The 23,748-nt window shown below is 62.0% G+C and carries 19 protein-coding genes, 2 other RNA genes, 4 pseudogenes and 1 other annotated feature; of the genes and pseudogenes, 16 read left to right on the top strand and 9 right to left on the bottom strand.

The features are described from left to right. Positions 1–24: 24 nt before the first annotated feature. Positions 25–510, top strand: coding sequence for a hypothetical protein (locus tag J5I97_RS20145; RefSeq protein ID WP_238135752.1), 486 nt, complete (start codon positions 25–27; stop codon positions 508–510). Positions 511–527: 17 nt separating this feature from the next. On the opposite strand, the pseudogene J5I97_RS16340 reads toward J5I97_RS20145, so the two are convergent. Together J5I97_RS16340 and J5I97_RS16335 are read right to left on the bottom strand one after the other, a co-directional pair. Further along, a pseudogene (locus tag J5I97_RS16340) lies at positions 528–1,058 on the bottom strand (transposase); the annotation flags it as partial. Continuing rightward, positions 666–782, bottom strand: a sequence feature (AL1L pseudoknot). It overlaps the preceding pseudogene by 117 nt. A 36-nt stretch (positions 1,059–1,094) precedes the next feature. Beyond that, positions 1,095–1,340: pseudogene (locus J5I97_RS16335) on the bottom strand (hypothetical protein); the annotation flags it as partial. Positions 1,341–2,014: 674 nt separating this feature from the next. Between J5I97_RS16335 and J5I97_RS16330 the strand changes: the two are divergent. The 10 genes from J5I97_RS16330 (at position 2,015) to fghA (ending at position 14,230) form a co-directional block, all read left to right on the top strand. Continuing rightward, positions 2,015–2,770 carry a GntR family transcriptional regulator gene (locus J5I97_RS16330; protein WP_208587635.1) on the top strand — a complete coding sequence of 252 codons (756 nt, stop codon included), beginning with the start codon at positions 2,015–2,017 and terminating at the stop codon, positions 2,768–2,770. 45 nt (positions 2,771–2,815) lie between these two features. Next, the gene (locus tag J5I97_RS16325; RefSeq protein WP_208587633.1) at positions 2,816–4,093 is read left to right on the top strand and encodes a sugar MFS transporter; all 1,278 of its coding nucleotides are present in this window, start codon (positions 2,816–2,818) and stop codon (positions 4,091–4,093) included. A gap of 40 nt (positions 4,094–4,133) precedes the next feature. Then, entirely contained in the window at positions 4,134–5,201 is a 1,068-nt protein-coding gene (locus J5I97_RS16320) for a LacI family DNA-binding transcriptional regulator (protein ID WP_208587631.1), read from the top strand. Positions 5,202–5,206: 5 nt separating this feature from the next. Next, positions 5,207–6,235 carry an SIS domain-containing protein gene (locus J5I97_RS16315; RefSeq protein ID WP_002804798.1) on the top strand — a complete coding sequence of 343 codons (1,029 nt, stop codon included), beginning with the start codon at positions 5,207–5,209 and terminating at the stop codon, positions 6,233–6,235. Positions 6,236–6,237: 2 nt separating this feature from the next. After that, positions 6,238–7,392, top strand: coding sequence for an N-acetylglucosamine-6-phosphate deacetylase (gene nagA, locus J5I97_RS16310; protein ID WP_208587629.1), 1,155 nt, complete (start codon positions 6,238–6,240; stop codon positions 7,390–7,392). A 349-nt stretch (positions 7,393–7,741) separates the two neighbouring features. Next, a complete protein-coding gene (locus tag J5I97_RS16305) occupies positions 7,742–11,320 on the top strand; it encodes a PAS domain S-box protein (RefSeq protein WP_208587628.1) in 3,579 nt (1,192 codons plus the stop codon). A gap of 323 nt (positions 11,321–11,643) precedes the next feature. Then, positions 11,644–11,719, top strand: a non-coding RNA gene (locus J5I97_RS16300) — sX9 sRNA. A gap of 45 nt (positions 11,720–11,764) precedes the next feature. After that, positions 11,765–12,040 (top strand): metal/formaldehyde-sensitive transcriptional repressor, encoded by a 276-nt coding sequence (locus J5I97_RS16295; protein ID WP_208587626.1) that lies wholly within the window; start codon positions 11,765–11,767, stop codon positions 12,038–12,040. Between the two features lie 66 nt (positions 12,041–12,106). Next, positions 12,107–13,216 carry an S-(hydroxymethyl)glutathione dehydrogenase/class III alcohol dehydrogenase gene (locus J5I97_RS16290; protein WP_208587625.1) on the top strand — a complete coding sequence of 370 codons (1,110 nt, stop codon included), beginning with the start codon at positions 12,107–12,109 and terminating at the stop codon, positions 13,214–13,216. Between the two features lie 183 nt (positions 13,217–13,399). Then, positions 13,400–14,230, top strand: a complete 831-nt coding sequence (fghA, locus tag J5I97_RS16285; RefSeq protein WP_208587624.1) for an S-formylglutathione hydrolase — start codon at positions 13,400–13,402, stop codon at positions 14,228–14,230. Between the two features lie 53 nt (positions 14,231–14,283). On the opposite strand, the gene J5I97_RS16280 is transcribed toward fghA, so the two are convergent. Both J5I97_RS16280 and J5I97_RS16275 read right to left on the bottom strand, forming a co-directional pair. After that, positions 14,284–14,622 carry a hypothetical protein gene (locus J5I97_RS16280; protein ID WP_208587623.1) on the bottom strand — a complete coding sequence of 113 codons (339 nt, stop codon included), beginning with the start codon at positions 14,620–14,622 and terminating at the stop codon, positions 14,284–14,286. A 65-nt stretch (positions 14,623–14,687) separates the two neighbouring features. Beyond that, positions 14,688–14,928 (bottom strand): annotated as a pseudogene (locus tag J5I97_RS16275) (DegV family protein); the annotation flags it as partial. Between the two features lie 265 nt (positions 14,929–15,193). Between J5I97_RS16275 and J5I97_RS16270 the strand changes: the two are divergent. Further along, positions 15,194–16,009: a GH12 family glycosyl hydrolase domain-containing protein gene (locus J5I97_RS16270; protein ID WP_208587622.1), complete on the top strand. Its 816-nt coding sequence runs from the start codon at positions 15,194–15,196 to the stop codon at positions 16,007–16,009. A 177-nt stretch (positions 16,010–16,186) separates the two neighbouring features. Here the strand turns inward: J5I97_RS16270 and J5I97_RS16265 are convergent. Then, positions 16,187–16,516 (bottom strand): annotated as a pseudogene (locus J5I97_RS16265) (amidohydrolase); the annotation flags it as partial. A gap of 63 nt (positions 16,517–16,579) precedes the next feature. Between J5I97_RS16265 and J5I97_RS16260 the strand changes: the two are divergent. Next, positions 16,580–17,140 carry a DUF924 family protein gene (locus tag J5I97_RS16260; protein ID WP_208587621.1) on the top strand — a complete coding sequence of 187 codons (561 nt, stop codon included), beginning with the start codon at positions 16,580–16,582 and terminating at the stop codon, positions 17,138–17,140. Between the two features lie 106 nt (positions 17,141–17,246). On the opposite strand, the gene darG is transcribed toward J5I97_RS16260, so the two are convergent. The 3 genes from darG to grxD form a co-directional block, all read right to left on the bottom strand. Then, positions 17,247–18,278 carry a type II toxin-antitoxin system antitoxin DNA ADP-ribosyl glycohydrolase DarG gene (gene darG, locus J5I97_RS16255; RefSeq protein ID WP_238135557.1) on the bottom strand — a complete coding sequence of 344 codons (1,032 nt, stop codon included), beginning with the start codon at positions 18,276–18,278 and terminating at the stop codon, positions 17,247–17,249. A 38-nt stretch (positions 18,279–18,316) separates the two neighbouring features. Beyond that, positions 18,317–18,967: a type II toxin-antitoxin system toxin DNA ADP-ribosyl transferase DarT gene (gene darT, locus J5I97_RS16250; protein WP_208587619.1), complete on the bottom strand. Its 651-nt coding sequence runs from the start codon at positions 18,965–18,967 to the stop codon at positions 18,317–18,319. Positions 18,968–19,286: 319 nt separating this feature from the next. After that, positions 19,287–20,213, bottom strand: a complete 927-nt coding sequence (gene grxD / locus J5I97_RS16245) for a Grx4 family monothiol glutaredoxin (protein ID WP_208587617.1) — start codon at positions 20,211–20,213, stop codon at positions 19,287–19,289. A 45-nt stretch (positions 20,214–20,258) separates the two neighbouring features. Between grxD and J5I97_RS16240 the strand changes: the two genes are divergently transcribed. The 3 genes from J5I97_RS16240 (at position 20,259) to J5I97_RS16230 (ending at position 22,811) form a co-directional block, all read left to right on the top strand. After that, positions 20,259–21,050: a polysaccharide deacetylase family protein gene (locus J5I97_RS16240; protein ID WP_208587616.1), complete on the top strand. Its 792-nt coding sequence runs from the start codon at positions 20,259–20,261 to the stop codon at positions 21,048–21,050. A 147-nt stretch (positions 21,051–21,197) separates the two neighbouring features. Next, positions 21,198–21,273: non-coding RNA, sX9 sRNA (locus J5I97_RS16235), on the top strand. Positions 21,274–21,464: 191 nt separating this feature from the next. Then, on the top strand, positions 21,465–22,811 hold the full coding sequence (locus tag J5I97_RS16230) for an IS701 family transposase (protein ID WP_208587615.1): 1,347 nt from the start codon (positions 21,465–21,467) through the stop codon (positions 22,809–22,811). Positions 22,812–22,915: 104 nt separating this feature from the next. Here the strand turns inward: J5I97_RS16230 and J5I97_RS16225 are convergent, their stop codons facing one another. Beyond that, complete coding sequence (locus tag J5I97_RS16225) at positions 22,916–23,587, bottom strand: methyltransferase (protein WP_208587614.1); 672 nt, start codon at positions 23,585–23,587, stop codon at positions 22,916–22,918. Positions 23,588–23,748: the final 161 nt, after the last annotated feature.

The raw sequence follows: 23,748 nt of genomic DNA, 5'->3' as shown, positions 1-23,748 counted from the left end.
GCGATGCTTACCTTGCGAACTGAAATGGTGCAGCGCGAACAGAACATACGCTTGGCGTTCAATCAAGAGCTGCAATCTCTGCGCAATGAAGTTTCGATGTCACGTCGCGAGATTGCCACCATCGTCGGTGGCGCCAAGACCCAACTCGCCGAAGACGGCAAGCAAGCGCTGGCGCCGGTGGCAGCCCAATTCGACCGCGATGTCACGACTACGACTGCGCGGTTGAAAGGAGCCAGCAAGACCGTGTGGACGTGGTTCGCCGCCGGCGGAGCCATCTTGCTGCTGGTTCTTCTCGTCGGCTGGGCCGTTTTGGGCTACTACCGTCGTGAACTCGCCGCCACGAAGGACGAACTCCAGCGCTATGAAAACGCGGTGCCTGTCGTGCAGGCGTTTTACGCTTCCGACGCCATCGTGTGCGCCGACCGGATTTGCGTCAACGTTGACCCCACTGGCCTGCGGCAAGGAGATAAACGTCAATACCGGCAGGCAAAACCACGCGAGCAACGATAGAACTCATCGATCAGAGGTATTTCCTCCGCGCCGTAGACCTGCTGGTTCTGACGCCAGACCATCTCGATCTTCGGCGCCAGCTCGGCATCGCGATGCGCCCTGGCACTGAGCAATGACCGATCACGACGGCGTGCGGCATGTCGGCGATAGGCCGACGGGGCAATCTGCAGCACCTCGCAGATCGGCTCGACCCCGAACCTGTTCCGGTGCGCTTCCACCATCGCATACATCACTTCAGCCGGCGGTCGAGCTCCGCCTGGGCGAAAAACGCGCTGGCCACCTTGAGGATCTCGTTGGCCCGGCGCAGTTCCTTGACCTCCCGTTCCAGATCCTTGATTCGCTGTGCCTCGGCCGCGCTCCCGCGTCCACTTTCTGACTGCTTGACCCACTCCAACAGCGTTTGCCAACAGCGTTTGTGGCACGCAGCCGATTTTGGGGGCGATCGACTCGATCGACGCCCACAACGAGGGGTACTCTCCCCGGTGCTCCTGCACCATCCGTACCGCTCGCTCACGCACCTCTGGTGAGAACTTCTTCGACTTGTTCATGGCCCAATCCTCTCAGATGATTGAGCCTCCGCAAATCCCGGGGCGGTTCACGATCCCTTGCGGCTGTAGCACCTGACGCAAGGCATCGACGCTGGCCACGCTGCCGTGGTCGGCCAAACCGACAACCTTGATACCCAGCTCAAGACACTTTTGAAGCAGGGCTTGGTTGTAGCCGCCCTCATCCAACCCGTGATCGGCTCCCCTGTAGGCACCGTTGTAGCCGACAGGATTGACCTGTAGCGCACAGCGCCAGAATCTCGCGTAGGTGTATTGATCGCTCATACTTCTCCCTGAATTGATCGACGGGGTGCGGCTATCTATGCAGCCTTGCTCCGATGAATACTGACATCACTGAATCGAAGGCAGGCCCCCGACGATCTTGACCGTCTCCAGGCTGACGCGGATCACGCGCTTGAGCAGGCTCAAGATGTAGGCAGGTTCGTTACTTTCTCGGCACCACTCGTTCGGATCGTCCTTGATGCCACTTTCCTTGTCGAGGGTCGGCAGGGATTCGTGTAGAAAACCTTTTCTGACAGCGAGTTAGCTCACTTTTGGCTGTTTTTTACATGAATCGCTGCCAATCCTCGGCAAGATCAGCACGCGACCACTGGCTGTCGCCGTACGGACCAGCCGCTCGCCCCGCAGGGTCCGTGGGGCGCCGCAATCAGACAACAGCGCCTGGTCTCCATCAGCCGCTGAATTGGTCTGATCCGTCAACAAGCGCTAGGCTTGCGCTGACCACTAAGGCCCCAGGCGGTGCGACCTGGCAAACGTCCTCAAAGGCGGGTCGAGCCCCGGCGCGCCTGATCACCTCGCTAGTACCACTCAGTGCCGCGCGGCACCGCATATCCAGCCCTGAAGCCATCCATCCCAAGCCGCTGCAACACAGGGCTGGTGTCCAGTTGCCGATTGGTATTATATTGGACCTATCGAATCCAGGCGGGCGAGAGCAACAGATGGACAAGGCCAAGGCAGACGCCGACACGCGATTAGACGAGCTGCACCTGGACGCGTCCGCGCCAACCCCGCTGTATCTGCAACTGGCCGGCAAGCTGACCGACGCCATCCGCGGCGGTCAGTGGAAGGCCGGCGAAGCGCTGCCGGCCGAGCGCCAGCTGTGCGAGCGGCTGCAGATCTCGCGGGTGACCCTGCGTCAGGCCGTGGATATGCTGGTCGAACAAGGCCTGGTGTCGCGCCGGCAGGGCGCTGGCACCTTCGTCACCACACAGATCCAGCACCAGCTCAGCGGCCTGACCAGTTTCAGCGAGACTTTGCGCATCAAGGGCTACGAGCCGGGCACGTGCTGGCTGGAGCGCCGCCTGCGCCCGGCGCATGGCGAAGAAATCCTGCGGCTCGGTCTCTCGCCGGATGCGGCGGTGGCATCGCTCACGCGCTTGCGCAGCGCCGACGACCGCGTCATGGCATACGAACACGCCGTGCTGCCGCAACGTATCGTCGCCGACCCGCAGCAGATCGGCGATTCGCTCTACAGCTATCTCGACGCGCAGGGCACGCCGGTGGTGCGCGCGCTGCAGTATTTCCGCGCGATCAATCTGCCGGCCCGGCTGGCCGAACACCTGCGCATGAAGATCGGCGAGGCGATCCTGCATGTGGTGCGCGTTGGCTACGCGCGCGATGGCAGCGCGATCGAATTGACCGACACCTATTGCCATAACGATTTCTACGATTTCGTCGCCGAACTGCGCCGCTGATCCAACGCGGCGTCCCCCACCGACAACTCAAGAGCCAGCCGATCCATGACTACTCCCAGGCCCGCAAATCCCGTTGTCTCGATCGCCATCGTCGGCGTGCTGTTCTTCATCATCGGCTTTTTCACCTGGATCAACGGGCCGTTGATCACCTTCGTGCGGCTGGCGTTCGACCTCGACGAGGTCAATGCGTTCCTGGTGTTGATGGTGTTCTACCTGTCGTATTTTTTTCTGGCACTGCCCTCGTCGTGGATCCTCAAGCGCACCGGAATGAAAAAAGGCCTGGCGCTGAGCCTGGTGATGATGGCAGCGGGCGCAGCGGGGTTCGGCCAGTTCGCCACCCAGCGTTGGTACCCGGGCGCGTTGGGTGGCTTGTTCGTGATCGGTAGCGGCCTGGCGCTGTTGCAGACTGCGATCAATCCCTACATCAGCATCCTTGGCCCGATCGAAAGTGCAGCGCGACGCATCGCGCTGATGGGCATCTGCAACAAGATCGCCGGCATCCTGGCGCCGATCCTGATCGGCTCGCTGGTGCTGCACGGTATCGGCGATCTGTCCGCGCAGGTGGCCAGTGTCGATGCGGCGACCAAGCTGCAGTTGCTCAATGCGTTTGCCGCCCAAATCCACGCCCCGTATCTGGTGATGTCCGGCGTGCTGCTGTTGCTGGCCATTGGCGTGCTGTTCTCGCCGCTGCCGGAACTGAAAGCCTCCGAGGCCAACGCCACGCCCGGCAGCGCTGCCGGCGTGCAGAAATCCAGCATCTTCCAGTTTCCGCATCTGTGGTTGGGCGTGTTGTGCCTGTTCGTCTATGTGGGTGTGGAAGTGATGGCTGGCGATGCGATTGGCACCTATGGCCACGGCTTCGATCTGCCGTTGGACAGCACCAAGATCTTCACCTCTTATACGCTGGGTGCGATGCTGCTCGGCTACATCGCCGGCCTGGTGTTGATTCCGCGTGTCGTCTCGCAGGCACGTTATCTGAGCGTGTCGGCCGCGCTCGGTGTGCTGTTCTCGCTGGGGGCGTTGTTCACCCACGGCTATGTGTCGGTGGGCTTGGTGGCCGCGCTCGGATTTGCCAATGCAATGATGTGGCCGGCGATCTTTCCGCTGGCCATTCGCGGGCTCGGCCGCTTTACCGAAATCGGCTCTGCATTGCTGATCATGGGCATTGCTGGCGGCGCGATCATTCCGCAGGCGTTCGCCATTCTCAAACAGCATTACGACTTCCAGATCGTGTTCGCTGCGCTGATGGTGCCGTGCTATCTGTACATCCTGTTCTATTCGCTGCGCGGTCACCGCCTGGGCCTGCCGGCCCAAGCCAAGTGAGCGACCCGGCATGACGCGTTCCGACGAACAAGGTGCACCCATGCGCAGGCCCACCATCAAAGACGTCGCCGAGCGCGCAAAGGTCTCGCTGAAGACCGTGTCGCGCGTGATCAACAACGAGCCATCGGTGATGCAGGCCACGCGCGCGCGCGTGCTGCGCGTGATCGCCGATCTCGACTACGAGCCCGATCCGTCCGCGCGCAATCTGCGCAGCGGCACGCCGTTCGTGATCGGTCTGGTGTACGACAACCCCAATCCGTATCACATCATCGGCATACAGAACGGCGTGCTGGCCGCATGCCGCGAAACCGGCTTTGGCCTGCAGATTCATCCCTGCGATTCCACCTCGCCATTGCTGGCCGAAGAGCTCGCCGAGTGGGTGCAGCGCTCGCGTCTGGCCGGCGTGGTGCTGACCGCGCCGATGTCCGAGCGTCCGCAATTATTGGCGGGCCTGGCCGCGCGCGGCATCAAGAGCGTGCGCATCATCGCGGCCACCGACGATCCCGGCGATGGCCCGTGCGTGTATATCGACGACCGCGACGCGGCGTACGAGATCACCGAGCATCTGATCCAGCTTGGCCACCAACGCATCGGCTTTTTGTGGGGCGGCCCGCAGCATCGCTCCAGCGCCGAGCGTTACGCCGGCTACGAAGCTGCGCTGAAGGATTATGGCATCGCCCTGAACAAGCATCTGGTGATTCCCGGCGATTACACCTTCGACGATGGGTTCCGTGGCGCGCGCCGCTTGTTGTCGTTGCGCGAACCGCCCACCGCCATCTTCGGCAGTAACGATGAAATCGCCGCAGGCGTATTGGCCGCGGCCAAATCCACCGGCATGAACGTGCCGTATCAGTTGTCGATTGCCGGTTTCGAAGACAGCCCGTTTTCGCGGCAGTCGTGGCCTGCATTGACCACCGCCAAGCAGGCCACCGAAGACATCGCACGGCATGCCGCGCGTTTGCTGATCAGCCAGCTGCGCAGCGATGCCTACGACGATCAGCCCGCACAGTTGCAGAACCGCGGTTTCGTGCCGCAGTTGGTGGTGCGCGGTTCCACTGCACCGGCGCAACCGCCGGCCGTCCAATCCCTTCCCCCCGAATCCACCTGAGCACGATGAGCCTTCCCACCGAAACCGAGACCTTGATGTTCCGCGAAGCGGCGCAGACCGCCGACGTGGTCGCTGCCCAGTTCGCGCGCAACGCAGACACCATCGCTGCGCTTGCGCAGTCGCTGCGCGATACGCCGCCCCCGTTCGTGGTGACCTGCGCGCGCGGCAGTTCCGATCATGCAGCTACGTACGCCAAGTATCTGTTCGAAACCCAGCTCGGCATCGTCACCGCGTCGGCATCGCCGTCGGTGGGCTCGGTCTACGCATCGCCGCTGCAGCTGCGTGGTGCGCTGTACATTGTGATTTCGCAATCGGGCAAGAGCCCGGACCTGTTGCGCAATGCCGAAGCCGCGAAAGCTGCCGGCGCGCGCGTGGTCGCACTGGTCAACGTGGAAGATTCGCCGCTGGCGCAACTGGCCGAGGTGGTGATCCCGCTGGGCGCGGGCCCGGAAAAAAGCGTCGCCGCCACCAAGAGCTATCTCGCCTCGCTGGCTGCTGTATTGCACTTGGGCGCAGTGTGGAAGAACGACCCGGCATTGCTCGCTGCGGTCGATGCGTTGCCGCAGCAGTTGCGCAACGCCTGGCAGGCGGATTGGTCCGCCCTCACCGCAGGTCTGGTGCCGGCGCACAATCTGTTCGTGCTCGGTCGCGGTTTGGGCTTGGGCGCTGCGCAGGAAGCGGCATTGAAATTCAAGGAAACCTGCGGCCTGCATGCCGAAGCCTACAGTTCGGCCGAGGTCAAACACGGCCCGATGGCGCTTGTGGGGCCTGGCTTCCCGGTGCTGGTGTTTGCGCAGCCCGACGAAACCGGCGCCGGCACACGCTCACTCGCTGCCGAATTCCGCGCCCGTGGCGCGCAGGTATGGCTGGCTGCGCCCGATGGCGATCTGCCGCTTGCCGATGCCGCACATCCGGCCATCGCACCGCTGTTGACCGTGCAAAGCTTCTATCGCGCGATCAATGCATTGGCACTGCAGCGTGGCAATAATCCCGATTTGCCACCGCATTTGAACAAGGTGACGGAAACGGTTTGAACATGGATGCTTCCCCGATTCAAGCGTTGTGCAATGCACGCGTGCTCACCGACGATGGCGTGCAGGATGGTTTGGTCGTGCTGCTGGCTGGAAGGCAGATCCAGGCGATCGTGCCGGCCGAGGATGCACGCGTTGCGCAGGCGCACGCACGCCTGGATCTGGGCGGCGCCACCTTGTTGCCAGGCTTTATCGACATCCAGGTCAATGGCGGTGGCGGCGTGTTGTTCAATAACGCACGCCACCCACAGACATTGGCCACGATCGCTGCCGCGCATCGCCGCTTCGGCACCACCGGCCTGTTGCCCACACTGATCAGCGACACCGCCGAGGTGATGGCTGAAGCCATCGCCGCCACGCGCCAGGCCATCGCACAAGGCGTGCCCGGCGTCCTCGGCATCCATCTGGAAGGCCCGTATCTGAGCCCCGCCCGCAAGGGCACGCACGACGCGCACAAGTTCCGTTTGCCGGACGCGCACGAGATTGCGGTCGATACCTCGCTGGATAATGGCGTTACCTTGATCACCCTCGCGCCGGAGCGCGTGCCGCTAGACGATATTCGCGCCTTCGTTGCTGGCGGCGCGATTGTGTTTGCCGGCCACACTGCCGCCACGTATGAGCAGGCGCAAGATGGTATTGCTGCCGGCGTCAGCGGCTTTACCCATCTGTACAACGCAATGTCGCAACTGGCCGGGCGTGAGCCCAATGCTGTGGGCGCCGCGCTGGAAGATCCCAACGTGTGGTGCGGCATCATTGTCGACGGCGTGCACGTGCATCCGGCCAGCCTGCGTGTGGCGTTGGCAGCCAAGCCGCGGGGCAAGCTGCTGCTGGTGACCGACGCCATGCCGATGGTCGGCGCAGACAGCCCCAGCTTCGATCTCTACGCAGAGACGATCACTGCTGTCGACGGAGTAGTGCGCAATGCCGACGGCGCACTTGCCGGTTCCGCATTGGACATGGCCACTGCCGTACGCAATAGCGTGCAGTGGCTGGGTGTTGATCTGGCCGAAGCCGCGCGCATGGCGTCCACGTATCCTGCGCAATGCATCGGCCTGGGTGAGCGTCTCGGTCGCATTGCACCCGGCTATCAAGCCGATCTGGTGCTGGTGGATGCCGATATCCGAGTGCTGGCTACCTGGGTGGCTGGCCAGCGCGAGTAAGGGCGTCTGTCGGACCGGCTACGCTTACGCCACGCCGGAGTGGTTGCTGCGTACTACCGCATGCTCTATCCGACCGCTGCGGTTGCTGCGCGCGGTTTGTATCTCATGGCCATTGCTCGCTACGTTTAGCGCGCCGGATAGCGTTGCTGCCGTACCGCCAGAGGCAACATGCAATGTCTATTAGGGTTGCGCATAACCTCAGGTTGCGATCCAGAGTTGAAGCCGCCACCGCTGTTGACGCCTGTGTCGAGCACGCTGCTGACAACCTCTTCGCTACCTATCACGCACTGTTGTCGCTCACTCATTGCGAGATATCGACAATGGTCTGCGCAGGAAAGACCCGGTCAAAATGAAGAATACGCCTGGCGAACGCCTGGCGAACGCCGCCACATTGCGCGAGGAATTGGACGGCATGCGCCGGCTGCATGCGCTACAGGTAAAGCTGGCGGCGCAGGTCGATGCGCGTGTCGCGCTGGAGGAAATCACCGCGCTTGCCTGCGCGTTTGCGCGCACCGAGCGCGGCTGCCTGCAGCTGGTCGATGAGCACAGCTGCGGCATGGAGTTGCGGGTGTATCGCGGGCACGACGAACGCAGTCCGTTCGTGCAGCAGTTCTTGGAGGACCAATTTCAAGCGATTTGCGATACCGTGCGCCGCGAACGGCGCCAGTTGGTGATCGAAGATGTCGACAACTTTATCCCGCTCAAGGGCACGCCGGATGACGAGGCGGCGCTGTGCAGTGGTATTTGCGCTGCTCAGTTCACTCCGCTGTTCAATCGTGCCGGTGTCTTGTTGGGATTGCTGGGGACCCAGTTCACCGTGCCGCATCGGCCAGCGGAGCACGCGCTGAGGCTGCTGGAACTGCTGGCATGGACAGCTGCCGACTATGTCGAGCGCCAACGCGCCGAGTGTGCGTTGCGCACGAGCGAATCGCGGCTTGCGGCGCTGTCGTTGTCGAGTTCCGAAGTGCATTATCGGATGAGCCCGGACTGGGGCGAAATGCACACGCTGACCGGAAATGGGTTTCTGGCCGATACGGTCAGCCCAAATCGCTCCTGGATCATGGATTACATCCCTGAAGAGGATCGAAGCCTGGTGCAGCGTAATATCGACGCAGGCATCCACAGCAAAAGCGCGATTGTGTTCGAGCATCGCGTGCGCCGCGCAGACGGCACCATCGCCTGGATTGCGACCGATGCGGTGCCGGCGCTGGATGCAGATGGCCGCATTACCGAATGGTCGGGCACGGCGGTCGACATCACCGCAAGCAGACAGGCCGAAGAGCGCCTGCGCAACAGCGAGTCGCGGCTGGCATACGTGCTCGATCAGGTTCCCCTTGGGGTGGGCTTGTTCGATCTGGAGGGTCGCTTCACCTATAAAAATCCGCAGCTGCAAGATCAGCTCGGCGAGCGCATTCCTTCGCACGACCAAGTGCATGGCGGGCGGTGGAAAGGTTTCGATCAGCAGGGTCGGCCGGTAGCGCAACGGGACTTCCCCGGCGCGCGCGCGTTGCGGGGCGAAGACGTGAGCTTGTCGATGGATTTTCTTCATATCGACGGCGAGACAGAGCGCTGGCAGCGGGTCACCGCTGTTGCGTTACGCGATGGCGACAAGGTAATCGGCGGGCTGACTGTCGTGCAGGAGGTGACCGAACAACGGCGCGTGCAATCTGAGCTGTGGCGGCTGGCCGAGCGTAACCGCGAGATTCTGGAAAGTATTTCCGATGCGTTCTACGGTGTGGATGCGCAGTGGCGTTTTACCTACATCAATCGTCAGGCCGAAGCGCTGTGGGCGCGTCCGCGCAAAGACTTGCTTGGCAAGGTGCTGTGGGATGAATTTCCCGACACGCTGGGCTCTGCGGTGCATCAGGCGCATCTGCAGGCAGCGCAGACGCGGCAGATGGTACGCGTGGATGCGGCATCGCCGGTACGCGGGCATTGGGCCGACATCAGCATCTATCCCACCAGCGATGGCGGCATGTCGGTTTACTTTCGCGATATCACCGACAGAAAACATGCCGAAGAACAGCTGCGTGCCAGCGAAGAGCGTTTCCGCACGGCGCTGACCATCGAAACCGTGGGCGCAACCTACTTCGATATGGACGGTCGCATGACCGATGCCAACGATGCGTTCCTGAAGATGACCGGCTACAGCCGCGCGGATGTCGAAGCAGGCGCGTTGACCTGGCAGAAACTGACCCCACCCGCATCGAGCGCATTGTCTGCGCACGCTTTCAACGAACTCAAGACCAAGGGCGGCACCACACCGTACGAACGTGAGTATCTGTGCAAGGACGGAAGACAACGCTGGGCGCTATTTGCTTCAAAGCTGTTGCCCGACGGTACCGGTTTCGAGTTCGTACTTGATGTCACCGATCGCAAATTGGCCGAAGCGGCACTGCACGAAGTGCAAAATCGCAATGCGTTCCTGTTGAAACTCTCCGACGCGTTACGGCCGCTGGCCGACCCGTTAGCGATCCAGGGCAAGGCCGCGCGTGTGCTGGGCGAGCATTTGAATGCCGGTCGCGCCTATTACGTGGAAGTGGATGACAACGCAAAACAATACGTGGTCGAGCGCGACTGGCATCAACCCGGCGAAACCAGTCACGCGCGCCGCGTTGCGCTGTCCGACTGGCCGATGCCCTGGTTGATCGACGCACGCACCTGGGTGGTACGCGACACTGCCACTGATCTGGAGCTGCCAGACGACCAGCGTGCGACCTATCTTGGCAACGAGATCGGCGCGCTGATCGTGGTGCCGCTGATCAGGCAAGGACAGTTGGCTGCCACCTTTGCCGTCAATCAGCGCACCGCGCGCGATTGGACTGCCGGGGAGATCCGGCTGGTCGAAGAAACCGCCGAACGCACCTGGGTCTCGGTGGAACGGGCACGTGCACAGAGCGCGCTGCTCGACAGCGAAGAGCGCCATCACCTGATTCTGGAAAGCGCGCTCGACTACGCGATCTTCACCACCGACACGACAGGGCGCATCCAGACCTGGCCGCCGGGTGCCGAAGCGGTGTTCGGCTGGACCGCCGAAGAAGCAGTGGGTCAGGACGTGGCGATGACATTTGTTGCCGAAGACCGCCTGACGGGAGTACCGCAACGCGAGCTTGAACAAGCGCGCTACACCGGGGTTGCACCGAATATCCGCTGGCATCAATGCAAGGGCGGCCGCCGCGTGTTTATCGAAGGCGCAACACGGCCGCTGCGCGACGGCAGCGACGAGCCGCTGGGCTATCTCAAGATCGGACAGAACGTTACCCGGCGCCGGCAATGGGAAGATCGTCAGCAGGTGCTGCTGGCAGAGCTGCAACATCGCACGCGCAACTTGATGGGCGTGGTACGCGTTGTCTTCAATCGCACTCAACGCAGCAGCAAAAATATCGCTGAGTTGGCGTTGATCTACAACGACCGCCTGGACGCATTGGCACGTGTGCAGGGGCTGCTATCGCGTTTGAACGAGGGCGATCGCATCCTGTTCGATGAGTTGATTCACGTCGAGCTTTCGGCCATGGGCGCGATCGATGCGCAGGGTCGCGGCGATCGGGTGGTGCTGGATGGACCTAGCGGCGTGCGTCTGCGCTCCAGCACCGTGCAGACCTTTGCGCTGGCCTTGCATGAGCTGGCGACCAACGCCAACAAATACGGCGCGTTGGCACAACCCAACGGCCGACTGCAGGTGCGTTGGTGCCTGCTGCGCACCAGCAACGGAACGCGTTTGCGCATCGAATGGAACGAGACCGGTGTGTCGATGCCGGCGCCTGGGGTCACCCTGCAAGGCTCGGGTTATGGCCGCGAGTTGATTGAACGCGCGCTGCCATATCAGTTACAGGCCGACACCACCTACGTGCTGGGGCCGGACGGCGTGCGCTGCACGATCGAACTGCCGGTGTCGGAAAGCATGCCTATGGATGAGGATGAGGGGTAGAAGTGGTTGCTTGGTGTCCCTGAAGCCGCTGCCCCGATTCGCAACGCCACTGCAGTACGGTGTCGCCTGTAGCAAGGTCGTCGGCGGGGGCCGGGCCTCTGATTCGGCGATCTCCAACACCGGCATGTCGCCGTTCCCAGTGAGGCAGGTTACCCGCTCGCCAGATCTGTCCTCACGCGCTGCACGCGTATGCATCTCATTGCCCTGCACAACCAACCGATGCTGCATCCGGCAACCTCGCCCATCGCTTTTTCCGTTTGAGAGCGGTTAACAAAACGACTGCGCTCACCGCCAGACGGGCGCGGCCGGTGCTCGGAATCGGCATGTACCACGCGTACACTCCGGTTGCTACGCGCCGTGAGCACCCACCTGACGACTGCTCGCTACGTTTTGTTAGCCGCTCTGAATCCATATACTGCCCCCCAGTATCTGCCCGGAGCCGTCATGCTGCATTCGCCGCAGGAGAAAAAGCGAGCGCTATCGCGCGTGCGTCGCCTGCGCGGGCAGTGCGATGCGCTTGAGCGTGCACTGGAGGCGGGCGCAGACTGTGCACCTGTCTTGCAGCAGATCGCCGCGATCCGCGGGGCCGTCAATGGGCTGATGTCGCAGGTGCTTGAGGCGCATATCCGAGAAGACGTCGGGCATGCCGCCGCGTCCGCTGCCCAACGCGCCGAACGGATGCAGGCGTTGCTCGGCCTGGTGCGGTCCTACCTCAAATGAACTCCCACCGGGTCGGCGGCGCATGCCGTGCCCGTCCTTGAACCGCATCGTCAGGAGCGCCATCAAATGAAATCCCGTGCAGCAGTCGCGTTCGGACCCGGCAAGCCGCTGGAAATTGTCGAGATCGACGTCGCATCGCCCAAGGCTGGCGAAGTGCTGGTCCGCATCACCCACACTGGCGTGTGCCACACCGATGCTTTTACGCTGTCCGGCGACGATCCGGAAGGCATTTTCCCGTCCGTGCTGGGCCATGAGGGTGGCGGCATCGTCGAAGAAATCGGCGATGGCGTGACCAGCGTCAAGGTCGGCGACCACGTGATTCCGCTGTACACCGCCGAATGTCGCAAGTGCAAATTCTGTCTGTCCGGCAAGACCAATCTGTGCCAGGCCGTGCGTGCTACCCAGGGCAAGGGGTTGATGCCCGATGGCACCACGCGCTTCTCTTACAACGGCGAGCCGATCTACCACTACATGGGCTGCAGCACCTTCAGCGAATACACCGTTGTGCCGGAGATTTCGCTGGCCGTTGTGAACTCGGCAGCGCCGCTGGAAAAGGTCTGCCTGCTCGGTTGCGGCGTCACCACCGGCATTGGCGCCGTGCACAACACCGCTAAGGTCAAGCCGGGCGATAGCGTGGCGGTGTTCGGCCTGGGCGGCATTGGCTTGGCGGTGATCCAGGGCGCGGTGCAGGCCAGGGCCGGGCGCATCCTGGCCATCGACACCAACCCGGGCAAGTTCGATCTGGCCCGCAGCATGGGTGCCACCGACTGCATCAACCCGAAGGATGACGACAAACCGATCCAGGAAGTCATCGTCGAGTTGACCGACGGCGGCGTGGATTTCAGCTTCGAGTGCATCGGCAACGTCAACGTGATGCGTTCGGCGTTGGAGTGTTGCCACAAGGGCTGGGGCGAGAGCGTCATCATTGGCGTGGCCGGTGCAGGCCAGGAAATCAGCACCCGGCCGTTTCAGCTTGTGACCGGCCGGGTGTGGCGCGGGTCGGCCTTTGGTGGCGTCAAAGGACGCACACAATTGCCGGGCATGGTGGAGCAATCGATGAAGGGCGAGATCGATCTCGATCCGTTCATCACCCACACGATGCCGCTGGAAGAGATCAACGAAGCCTTCCACCTGATGCACGAAGGCAAGTCGATCCGCACCGTGATTCATTTCTGACCGTACGGCCAGGCTCTGCACGCGGCCGTTCCCGCGCACGCGGTACCCGTCCTCCGGGAGGGGCATCATGACAAGCGTGTCGATTCATCCTTCGGTAGACAGCGGTGTTGCGCGTGGAGGTGCAGAAAGTTTTCAAGACGGCCGGCATGCATTGCCTGCCGCAGTTTATATCGAAGGAATCTCATGGAACGTATCGAACGCCGCGCCTGCTTCGGCGGCTGGCAAGACGTCTATCGGCATCACTCGCAGAGCTTGAACTGCAGCATGCAGGTCGGTGTGTATCTGCCGCCGCAAGCGGCCGATGGCCGGTTGCCGGTGCTGTACTGGCTGAGCGGGCTGACCTGCACCGAACAGAACTTCATCAACAAGGCCGGTGCGCAGCGGTATGCGGCCGAGCATGGCGTGATTCTTGTTGCGCCCGACACCAGCCCGCGTGGCGACGATGTGGCCGATGCGGACGGCAACGACATCGGCAAGGGCGCTGGCTTCTACGTGGACGCCACCGAACAGCCATGGGCGGCGCATTACCGCATGTACGACTATGTGGTGAAAGAATTACCGGCGTTGATCGAAGCCCATTTCGCCACCACCGGTACGCGGGCGATCAGCGGCCATTCGATGGGTGGGCATGGAGCCTTGATCATCGCCTTGAAGAATCCGGGACGCTATCGCAGCGTCTCGGCGTTCTCGCCGATTCTCGCGCCCAGCCAGGTGCCATGGGGTGAGAAAGCGTTTGGCCAGTATCTGGGGCCGGATCGTGCAACGTGGAAAGCCTACGATGCCACTGCGCTGATCGCACAGGCGCAGGAGCGTTTGCCACTGTTGATCGATCAGGGCGACGCTGACGAATTTCTTGAAAACCAGCTGAAAACCTGGTTGTTCGAAGATGCGGCAAAAGCCGCTGGTTACCCGATCACTGTGCGGCTGCAGCCGGGTTATGACCACAGTTATTACTTCATCGCCAGTTTTATCGGCCAGCACATTGCGCAGCACGCTGCCGCATTGCGTGGTTGATCTTGGTTGAGTGCGTGGTTGGAATGCGTGGGACTGGGTGCAGGGTGCAGTATTCAGCGCACGTCGCGCAATTCCCAATGATGTCCGGCCAGCACCTGCATGCGCTGCTTGAGCAGCTCGCCGGGAATGCTGGTGATGGCAACCAGATCGATACGCAGGTCGCCCTGCTTACCGGTCACCGTGGCCGACGGATCGGTCACTCCCAGGCTCGGGTCGACTGCGTCCGGGTTGGCCTGCAACTGGCGCCAGCGATCGAACCAGGACGGATCACGCAGGGCGGCCTGCAACTGCTCGGCAAAGGCGTCGGCACCGTGGGCGCTGAAGCTCACGCTCGGGTCGCCGCCGCGGGCGAGCTTGGGGTCGGGCAGGCTGATCGAATAGTTGACAGGCATGGGCGAAGACTCTGGTGGATGTGGATGACGCCGGCACGTTAGTACAGCGTCGGTGAGAGCCCCGTCTGCAACGCAGTGTAGCCGGGCCGGGCATCCAACTCGGCAAGCTCGCCGTCGTAGCCCACGCATATGGTGAGCGTCATCACTCCCTCGCGAATCTTGCGCACGGTAAAGCCGAACAGCGTTTCGGCCGACGGCTCGAAGCCCATGAGCCTGGCCACCGGCCCGGTTGACGTCGCGGTAGGCGCGCAGCGCCGGTTCGATATCCGCTGCGCTGCCTGGCGCGGCGCCGATCATCCCCACGCTTGTGGCAATGCTCCATCCCCTTGCCTCGCGCCCGTGCATTTCTGAATGGTACATGCCGCCAAGCGCCGATAACGGTCGCGAATTGAGGACTGGCGCACGCTTCCCTTGCAAGGTAGCGCCCGCTATTGCGCACCGCTGGCAGGCCTGCCGGAATCGCTATAGCTCCCGTCGCAATGCCCCTGCTAGGGTCCAACGCGACCGCTGCAAAGCGGATCTCGACGGCACCGCACCGGTGCCGCCGCGCTGAACCATACGGAGAGTCAATATGCACACCAGCCAATCCAGCAACCTCATTCAGATCGGCGTGCAGGCGCCCACCACACGGCGGCGCGCATCGCGCTGGTGGAAAGCAGCGCTGGCAGTCGGTCTGGTGGCAGCCGTACCGACGGCGCTGGCCGGGCCTTACAAGATCTTCGGCAACCACTACTCGTGGGTGAACAATTTCAATGATCCCGACAACATCATCCAGGGCACCTTCGGCACTGGTAGCACGCCGGAGTTGACCGTCACCTTCAATTTCGCCGATTACAACCTTTACGGCTATCCGGCGATCGTGCGTGGCTGGCATTACGACTGGAACCCGACCAGCGACACGCTGTTTGCGCGGCAGATTTCCTCGCTGAGCAAGATCCCGCTCAAATTCAGCTATAGCGCAGGCGGCACCAACCTGACCGGCGATTTTGCCTACGACATCTTTTTCCGCCGGGATGCGGCCAAGGGCAACCCGCAGCTGGAAGTGATGATCTGGGGCGACCACAATTCCTGGCCGATCGGCACGCTGACTGCGAGCAAAGTGATCAACGCCAGCGGGCGAAACTTCGATCTGTGGGAAGGCTTCAATTCCGGTGCCGGCTACTACGTCTACACCTTCATCCCGACCGGCACTGCCGGCCAGGCCACGCTCAAGACCAGCGGCAGCCTCAACGTGGATGCCAAGCCTTTCCTCAACTGGTTGCAGACCAATCGGTCCAAGGATGGCCGCTACGACAACAGCATGTATCTGCACGCGGCCGAAGCCGGTTTCGAAGTGGTACGCGGCAATGGCTGGGTAAAGGTGAGAGCCACGCTGGATGCGCAGTAAGCATGGCGCCCCACCTGCCGCTTAGCTGAAAGGCTGGTGCGGGCGGTGTTCGGAATCGGCGTGCAGCAAAACGAGCAGGCCGATTCCTGCATCGCTCGCGACGGCCTGACACTCACTCGCGAAAGCTTGTCAGCCACTCTAAGAGTTGAAGCCGCCCTCTTGGCACACATGCTTCTGTGTTACCTGTGCGGTCATCTCGCTGCCATCGCTGTGCGCACTGACGCCGGGGCCGGGATACACGCCCAGATGCGAGTGCGCGTCGATGCTGCCGGGAGTCACCCACTTGCCGGTGCCGTCGATGCGACGCACATCCGCTGGCGCTTCGAGTGCGCGACCGACCGCGGCTACCTTGCCGTCGCGCAGCAACACGTCGGTATCGTCAAGCCGCTGCCGGTACCGGTGAGCCGTAGCGTGCTGGACCAACACCGGACCGGACGCGAGCGCGTGGTAGTTGCTGGAGTAGGGGTCTTGCACGAAGCGCGATGCTTGCCAAGTGCTAGGCGGCCCATGCCAGCGGCCTCATCACATGCGGTGGTGCATGCTATGGCGCATTTGTCAGGGGAAACGTCGATGATTGCCAAATCAGAGCGCAATAAACAGGCCGATGTGGTGTTGGCTTTCTGGGAGCTGGCCGGGTCCGCCCGCTGGTTCACGCACAACGATGCATTCGATGCCAACTTTCGTCAGCATTTCGGCGATCAGCATTTCGCCGCAGCACGCGGCGAATACGAGCACTGGATGGAACGTGCCGAAGATGCGCTTGCCCTGCTGATCCTGCTCGATCAATTTCCGCGCAATGCCTTCCGTGGCAGCGCGCACGCGTATGCCACCGACGGCTTGGCGTTGCGCTATGCCAAGCAGGCAGTCGCCAGCGGCTTCGATCAGCAGGTGTCCGCGCAATTGCGGTTGTTTTTCTATCTGCCGTTCGAGCACGCCGAAACATTGGACGAGCAGACGCGCGCGGTGCAGCTGATCACCGCGCTGGACGAGGCAGACACCACGCACTGGGCCCTAGAGCATCGGCGCATCATCCAGCGCTTCGGACGCTTTCCGCATCGCAATGCAGTGCTGGGCCGCGAGACCACTGGCGAGGAACAGCAGTTTCTCGATGAAGGTGGATTTGCTGGTTAAGCGGCACTGACTGTTGCGCGCGCCTTCAAGAGTCCGGCGACGCGTGTGCTGGCATGCTGAGAGTTCAAGTAGAAGTGCACCGTAAAAATAGCGTAGCTTCGACGATTCAAGTCACTGCGCTTGCACTTGATGTCAGTCGTTCCAACGCGATGCCTAGAGCGCGGTCATCGAACAATCTGTCTTTCCGCACAGCTGCGTCAGCGCCACCGGGCCAGTTGCGTATGCCCTCGCGCATGTCTGCCACTTGCGGACAGACACCCCCCTGCGCAATTAGCCAGTCCACCGTTGCCAGCAACTCCATGCCAAAAGGGGTTTCAAAACCATCGATCAAGGCGGCAGTGGCTTCCAGTGCTGGAGCATACTGTTTTGCTTCGCTCTTGAGATAGGCATGGACAACGCTTTTGCGAGCGTCATCGAACCAGATGACATCTATAGGATCAGCGTCGCCGATTCGCTTGTCACAGTGCAGATAGCTTCCGTCCAGCCCGTCCAGCAGATGGCGGAGACGGTCGGCATATGGGCCATATTTGTTTGGCGCAAAGCGCAAATCCAGCGTAGGCAAGCCTGCGCGCTCGATGTTGCGTTCAAGAAACCATGCCAGCTTCTGGATTTCCAACAGGCTGCATTCCACGCCTAGCACCCAATAGCGACGTACCAGTTCGGCAATCAAAGCGCGTGCTGGAGTCAGCGTCTCCACGCCGGAGCGCTTTGCGACGTTTTGATACTTCAGGGTAGGCTCGAACACGAAAATGTCGGTATCCAGACCGGCCAGCGACTCTTCGATCAGTGGACGCACGTCAGCCCAGTCCAACCCGCCATTGCCGGCGCCCAGTGGCGGGATGGCAATCGATCCGACCTTGTTCTCGATCAGGAAGAGGCGCAGATCCTGCAGCCCTTCGGTGATCCATTCGATGCGCGAATCGCCACGCCAGTGCTGTTTTGTCGGAAAATTGATGATCCAGCGTGGCCCGTCCAGTTCGTTGGCTTCGGTGACGAACACCTTGCCCGTGCGCACCTGCTTTGCCTTGCAGGCAGCGGCATATCGGAGGAAGTTTTCGTTGAAGCGCTCCTTGAACATCAGCGCGATGCCTTTGCCCATCACGCCGACGGTGTTGACAGTGTTGACCAATGCCTCCACGCGCGCCTGCAGCAGATTGCCTTGCGTGAACGTAATCATCAGAAGTACCACTCGGGGCGGGCATGAACTGGAAGTGTGAGGTTGCGAGCCTTAAGTTGACGCTCGATGGACAGCTTCATATCGTCCGTATAACCCACGATGCCGCGCAGGCCATCGATTGGCAAGTGTCGGTGAACCAGTGCTTCCGCCTGATATCGCTCGAACTTGGCCGGGTCCTCCTGATCGCGCCGAAAATCGCGCGCTTGAAGCAATGGCCAGTCGATCTTGCAGAGGTTGGCCAAATCGGAATGGAAAGTTGTTAACTGATAGTCAGCGTGACTATCGGTGAACAGGAAAAGCCATCCTCGTGCCGCGACATGATGCAGGCTAGAAACAAGTATCACAATCTCCTCGTTCGACCGTCGTTGGATACCTCCCCAGCCGGTATGGATGTTGCGCAGCATCGGCGAAAATGGAGTGAAGTAGAAAGGCACGTAATCGTTCAGGAAGCCACCCGGTGCGAGCGGCACAGGATGATTGGCGCGTTTGGCGATCAATTCCGGATTGCCGATGCTCACCCAGCCTGGGCTCTGCACCCCGCCATTACCGCAGTGCAGGCCGTTGTCCATAATCCAAGGCAGGTTGTCGCGATGGACGATGCGCCAGATCAGGGCTTTGTCTGGGTTGAGGTTGGGATAGCGCCTAGACATCCGTCAGTCCTGATCCCTATCGCTCAGCTCGACGCATGAATCGTTGGTTGAGATCGTCATCGTTAGCAGTCCGTTGGAATTTCGCCGTCACGGAAACCATTGTCTATAGATGGCGGAAGAGGTTTCCAAATGCAACGGAACCCACAGATCTTGTCCAGACTGTGGGGTGACGGGTTGTATCTGGTTTCGGCACGGTCTGGCGGGATATCTGGCCGAAGCTATCGTGCAACAAGAAACGTGTGCAACAAAAAACGAGCGCTCACTGGAGCGCCCGGTTCAACGTCGCCGCGCTGGTGACACCGGTGCGGTGCGTTTTTGCTCAGTATTTGGCCACCCCGTTGTCCACCTCGTCCGACCATGCATCGATGCCGCCAGTGATGTTGTAGACGTTGCTGAAGCCCAGGCTGCGGAAGTGCTCGGCTGCCTGCAGGCTGCGGCCGCCGCGGTGGCACAGAAACGCCAGCGGGGTGTCCTTGGGCAGCTGTTCGATGGCGGCGCGCTCGTGCGCGTCCAGCGTGCGGAACGGTGCGGCGACCGTGGCCAGTGCGCGCTCGTCGGCCGGGCGTACGTCCACCAGGGTCAGCGTGCCGGCCTTGAGGCGGTCGTCGGCATCGCGCACCGACAGCTCCTGCACCGGCTTGGGCGCATTGGGGTTGTCGATGGACAAGCCGCGGCCACGGATGTCGTCCACCCAATCGATGGTGATGCCGTCGGCGCGGCGCGCGCTGGCCAGATCGAACTGCACACGCAGACCGTTGGATTCAGCCGCGATGGCGTTGGGGTTGGTCGGTGCCAGCTGGAAGTTCGGCTGGAAATTGGCATCGATGGCCAACGTCAGCGAAGCCTCCGGCGCCTCGGCCAATGCGCCCTTGAGCATCTCGATCGCCGCCGGAGTGATGGTGATCTTGGGCGGGCTGCGATCTGGCGCCTGCAGGCCGAGCATGCCGCTCAACTCGCCGCTGTCGGCCATCTGCAGGATGATGTCGCTGCCGCCAATCAGCTCGCCGTCCACATACAGCTGCGGAATGGTCGGCCAGTCGCCGTAGGCCTTGATGCCCTCGCGGATTTCCTGGTCGGCCAGCACGTTGACGTGGGCATAGTCGATGCCCAGACCATCCAGCACGCCGACCGCCTTGGCCGAAAAACCGCATTGCGGCATGCCGGGCTGGCCTTTCATGAAGAGCACCACGCGGCTGGATTGCAGCAGCGTATCGATGCGGGAACGCAGGTCGGGATCAAGGGACATGGCAGCACTTCGGTCAGGTCGTGGAGTCCGGGCATTCTACGCCGCATGGCATCATGCGGCATGACCACGCTGGATACGCTGTATCGCACCCCCTCGCACCCGTACCGCTGGGTCGGCCTGTTGGCCCTCTCGCAGGTAGCGGTCGCGCTGCTGTGGTGGCAGTCAGGCTGGGTCTGGGGCGTACCTGCGCTGCTGTTGTCCCATGTGCTGTTTGTGGTGCCGGTGTTCCTGCCGCGTGCGCGTCTGTACGCGCCGGTGCTGGCACGCCTGCCGGGCCGCGCGCAGCAGGTGTGGCTGACCATCGACGATGGCCCCTCCGACGACACTGCGGCCATCCTCGAGCTGCTGGACGCCTATGACGCCAAGGCGACTTTCTTCGTGGTCGGCGCACGCGCCGAGCAGCGGCCCGAACTGGTGCGCGAGATCATGCGTCGCGGGCATGGGGTCGGCAACCACAGCCACACGCATCCGCAAGCCTGGTTCTGGGCGTTGGGGCCGCGCCGCATGGCGCAGGAAATCGGCCAGGCGCAGCGCGTGCTGGCGACCATCACCGGGCAAGCGCCACGGCTATATCGCTCGGTGGTCGGCATGACCAATCCCTTCGTCGCCTCGCCGCTGCGCGCGCATGGGCTGACTCGCGTGGCGTGGAGCGCGCGCGGTTTCGACGGCATGCGCTGCGACCCGGATGCCACCGTGGCACGCATCGTGCGCGACCTGAGCCCCGGCGCGATCGTGCTGCTGCACGAAGGCGCCGCGCACGGCCACACCCTCTCCATTTTGCGGGGCGTGCTGGAGGCAATGCAAACGCGCGGGTTGATGGGGCGGCGGCCGGACTGAAAACGCCGACAGAGCGCAAAATAAAGCGCAAAAAAGATGCCGATTACCGCCGTCAGCAGCGTGCGTGCCGCACAGATCTATTGTTAGAGCCGCTAACAAAACGACTGTACCGCCGCTAGGCGGGCGCGACCGGTGCCCGGAATCGGCATACACCACGCGTACACTCCGGTTCCTCCGCGCCGTCCGCACCCACCTGACGACTGCCCGCTACGTTTTGTTAGCCGCGCTTAGCCACCCTTGGAATTTTGCTCAAACGCGACGATCGTCGATGCTGAAAATCAAGCAATTACGCATAGCGGCGATCGCCTCATTTTTTGATTGAAAGCTCATGGAAGAATTGTTCAGAGCCTCCATAATCCTACTGTGTCATAAATAGGTTATCCTGCAAGCAGTCTCTCCCACGGCGGGATCGTGATGGCCGCAGTCAGCAACAAAGCGCGTTTCTCCGCTTATCTCGATGAACTCTCCGCTGCGCTCGGTCATGCTGACCGCACTGCGGGCCTGCGAGGCGATTGCAGTGCGTTGATGCTGCCTTTGGAGCGCAAGAGTGTTGAGCCCCTGGCTGCTCATCTGGATCCGCTTCGAACCAGGGCTCGCCATCAAGCCTTGCACCACTTCGTGGCCAAATCAGAGTGGTCCGATGCGGCCATGTTGGAGCGGGTTCGTCAGTACGTTTCGTCGCTGCTGGATTTGAAAGACGAGGTGTACTGGATCGTGGACGACACGGGTTTTCGCAAGAAGGGCAGGCATTCGGTCGGTGTGGCCCGACAGGACTGCGGCGAGATCGGCAAGCAGGACAATTGCCAGGTGGCCGTGAGCGTATCGTTGGCGACGCCGGCAGCGAGCATTCCGATCGCTTTCAGGCTGTATCTGCCTGAAGACTGGGCCAGCGATGCAGCACGCCGGGGAAAAGCGGGAATTCCCCACGAGATTGAGTTCGCGACCAAACCGCAGATCGCACTGGCGCAGATGAAAGCAGCCCATGCCACGGGAGTGGCGCGCGGCACGGTGTTGGCCGATGCAGCCTATGGCAGCAATACGGCCTGGCGTGACGCGCTGGCTTGCCTGGAACTGAACTATGCGGTGGGAATCGTGTCGAGCGTGAAAGTCTGGCCGCCCGGACAAAGGCCCGAATCGCCGGCGGCGTGGAAAGGCCAAGGCCGACCTCCGGTTCGCCATCGTCGTACAGCCGACCATCAGCCACAGTCGGTGCAAGCGCTGGCGCTGTCGTTACCCTCCCGCGCCTTCAGGACAGTCGCGTGGCGGGAAGGCGGCAACGCACCGTTGTCGGGACGTTTCGCCGCCGTACGCGTACGTGCAGCACAAGGTGATCGCTTGCGTCAGGAGGAATGGCTGTTGATCGAATGGCCCAAAGGCCAAGACAGGCCGACCCGATACTTTCTGTCCAACCTGCCGGCAAACACGCCGCGCAAGGATCTGGTAAGGACGGTCAAGGCGCGCTGGCGGATTGAACGCGATTATCAGGATCTGAAACAGGAATTTGGCCTGGATCACTACCAAGGCCGTGGCTGGCGGGGCTTCCATCATCACGCGAGGTTATGCATCGCTGCCTATGGGTACCTGGTTGCTGAACGCTTGCGCGGGGCGCATCAAAAAAAACCCTCGGAATGCGCGGAATCTCCCTTACCCGAGAATTACCGACCGCGCGGCAAGGCAATCGCGCGCCCAGCGCCACGCGAGCGACTTGATCGCGACGCTGCGCTGGACAATCGCCATGGACATCGCAGCGGCACTACTTGACGGGATGCCTCCGCATCTGCGGATTTAATGACATAGTAGGACTAGTGATGCGTAGCCGTTTTCTATCGCTCTAGAGATCGACGTAAACACGTCGCGCGTACGCTTTAACGCGGTTCTGCCACAATCAACCAATTGTTGAAAGGCGTATTGCCATACAGCGGCGCAAACGTGGCACGCAAACCAGCGGCATCCAGGTGTGATTGCAGACTGTCGCGGGTGGGATAGCTGCGCGGCATACGTTGCATCCAGCCGCTCAGGTGCGCCAACACGTCGGTCACCCGGCTGGTGCGGCCGCGGTTGCTGGTATCGCCTAATGCACTGCGCATCACCAGCTTGGCCCCCGGCGTCAACATGTCCGCCACGCTGCGCAGCAGACTAGCCTGCCTGTCGGCTTGAAGATATTGCAGCACGTCCAGGATGGTCACGCTGCCGCGATGCTGCGGCCATGCCACACTCAGGTCGACCACGGCGAATTGCGTGTTACCCAGCGCCGAACGCTGCGCGATGAGTTGCGCGCGGCGGATCTTGGATGCATCCACATCCACCCCGCGATACCCCAGCGTTTGCCCATCGGCGCGTAATGCATGCGCGAGAAGGCCCAGCCCGCAGCCCAGGTCCAGCACCGGTGCAGAAGTACCGCGTAGCTCGGCCAACACGCCCGGATACAGCGGGTCGGTGCGCAGCTTGGCCTGCGTGTAGTAATAGTCGTAGCGATTGCCCAGCGGATGCGCTGGCAAGAACGCGCGCGCGATTGCCAGCGCCTGCGCGCGGCTCATGGGTTGGGTGGCGGTGCTGTGCAGTGTCGTTCCTTGGCAGTGAGGCGTAGAGCGCAGCTAGCTTAGGGCCTGATGACACGATTGGGGTAGCCCCGGTTGGCTGTTTTGCAGTGCGATGATGCGCAGGCAACAGTGCGGCCCTTTGCCGTTCTTCCGAAATC

The sequence above is a fragment of the Xanthomonas fragariae genome (assembly GCF_017603965.1).
Taxonomy (GTDB): Bacteria; Pseudomonadota; Gammaproteobacteria; order Xanthomonadales; family Xanthomonadaceae; genus Xanthomonas; species Xanthomonas fragariae_A.
Note: the sequence above shows the minus strand (reverse complement) of the source record. Positions and strands in the feature narration are given on the sequence as shown.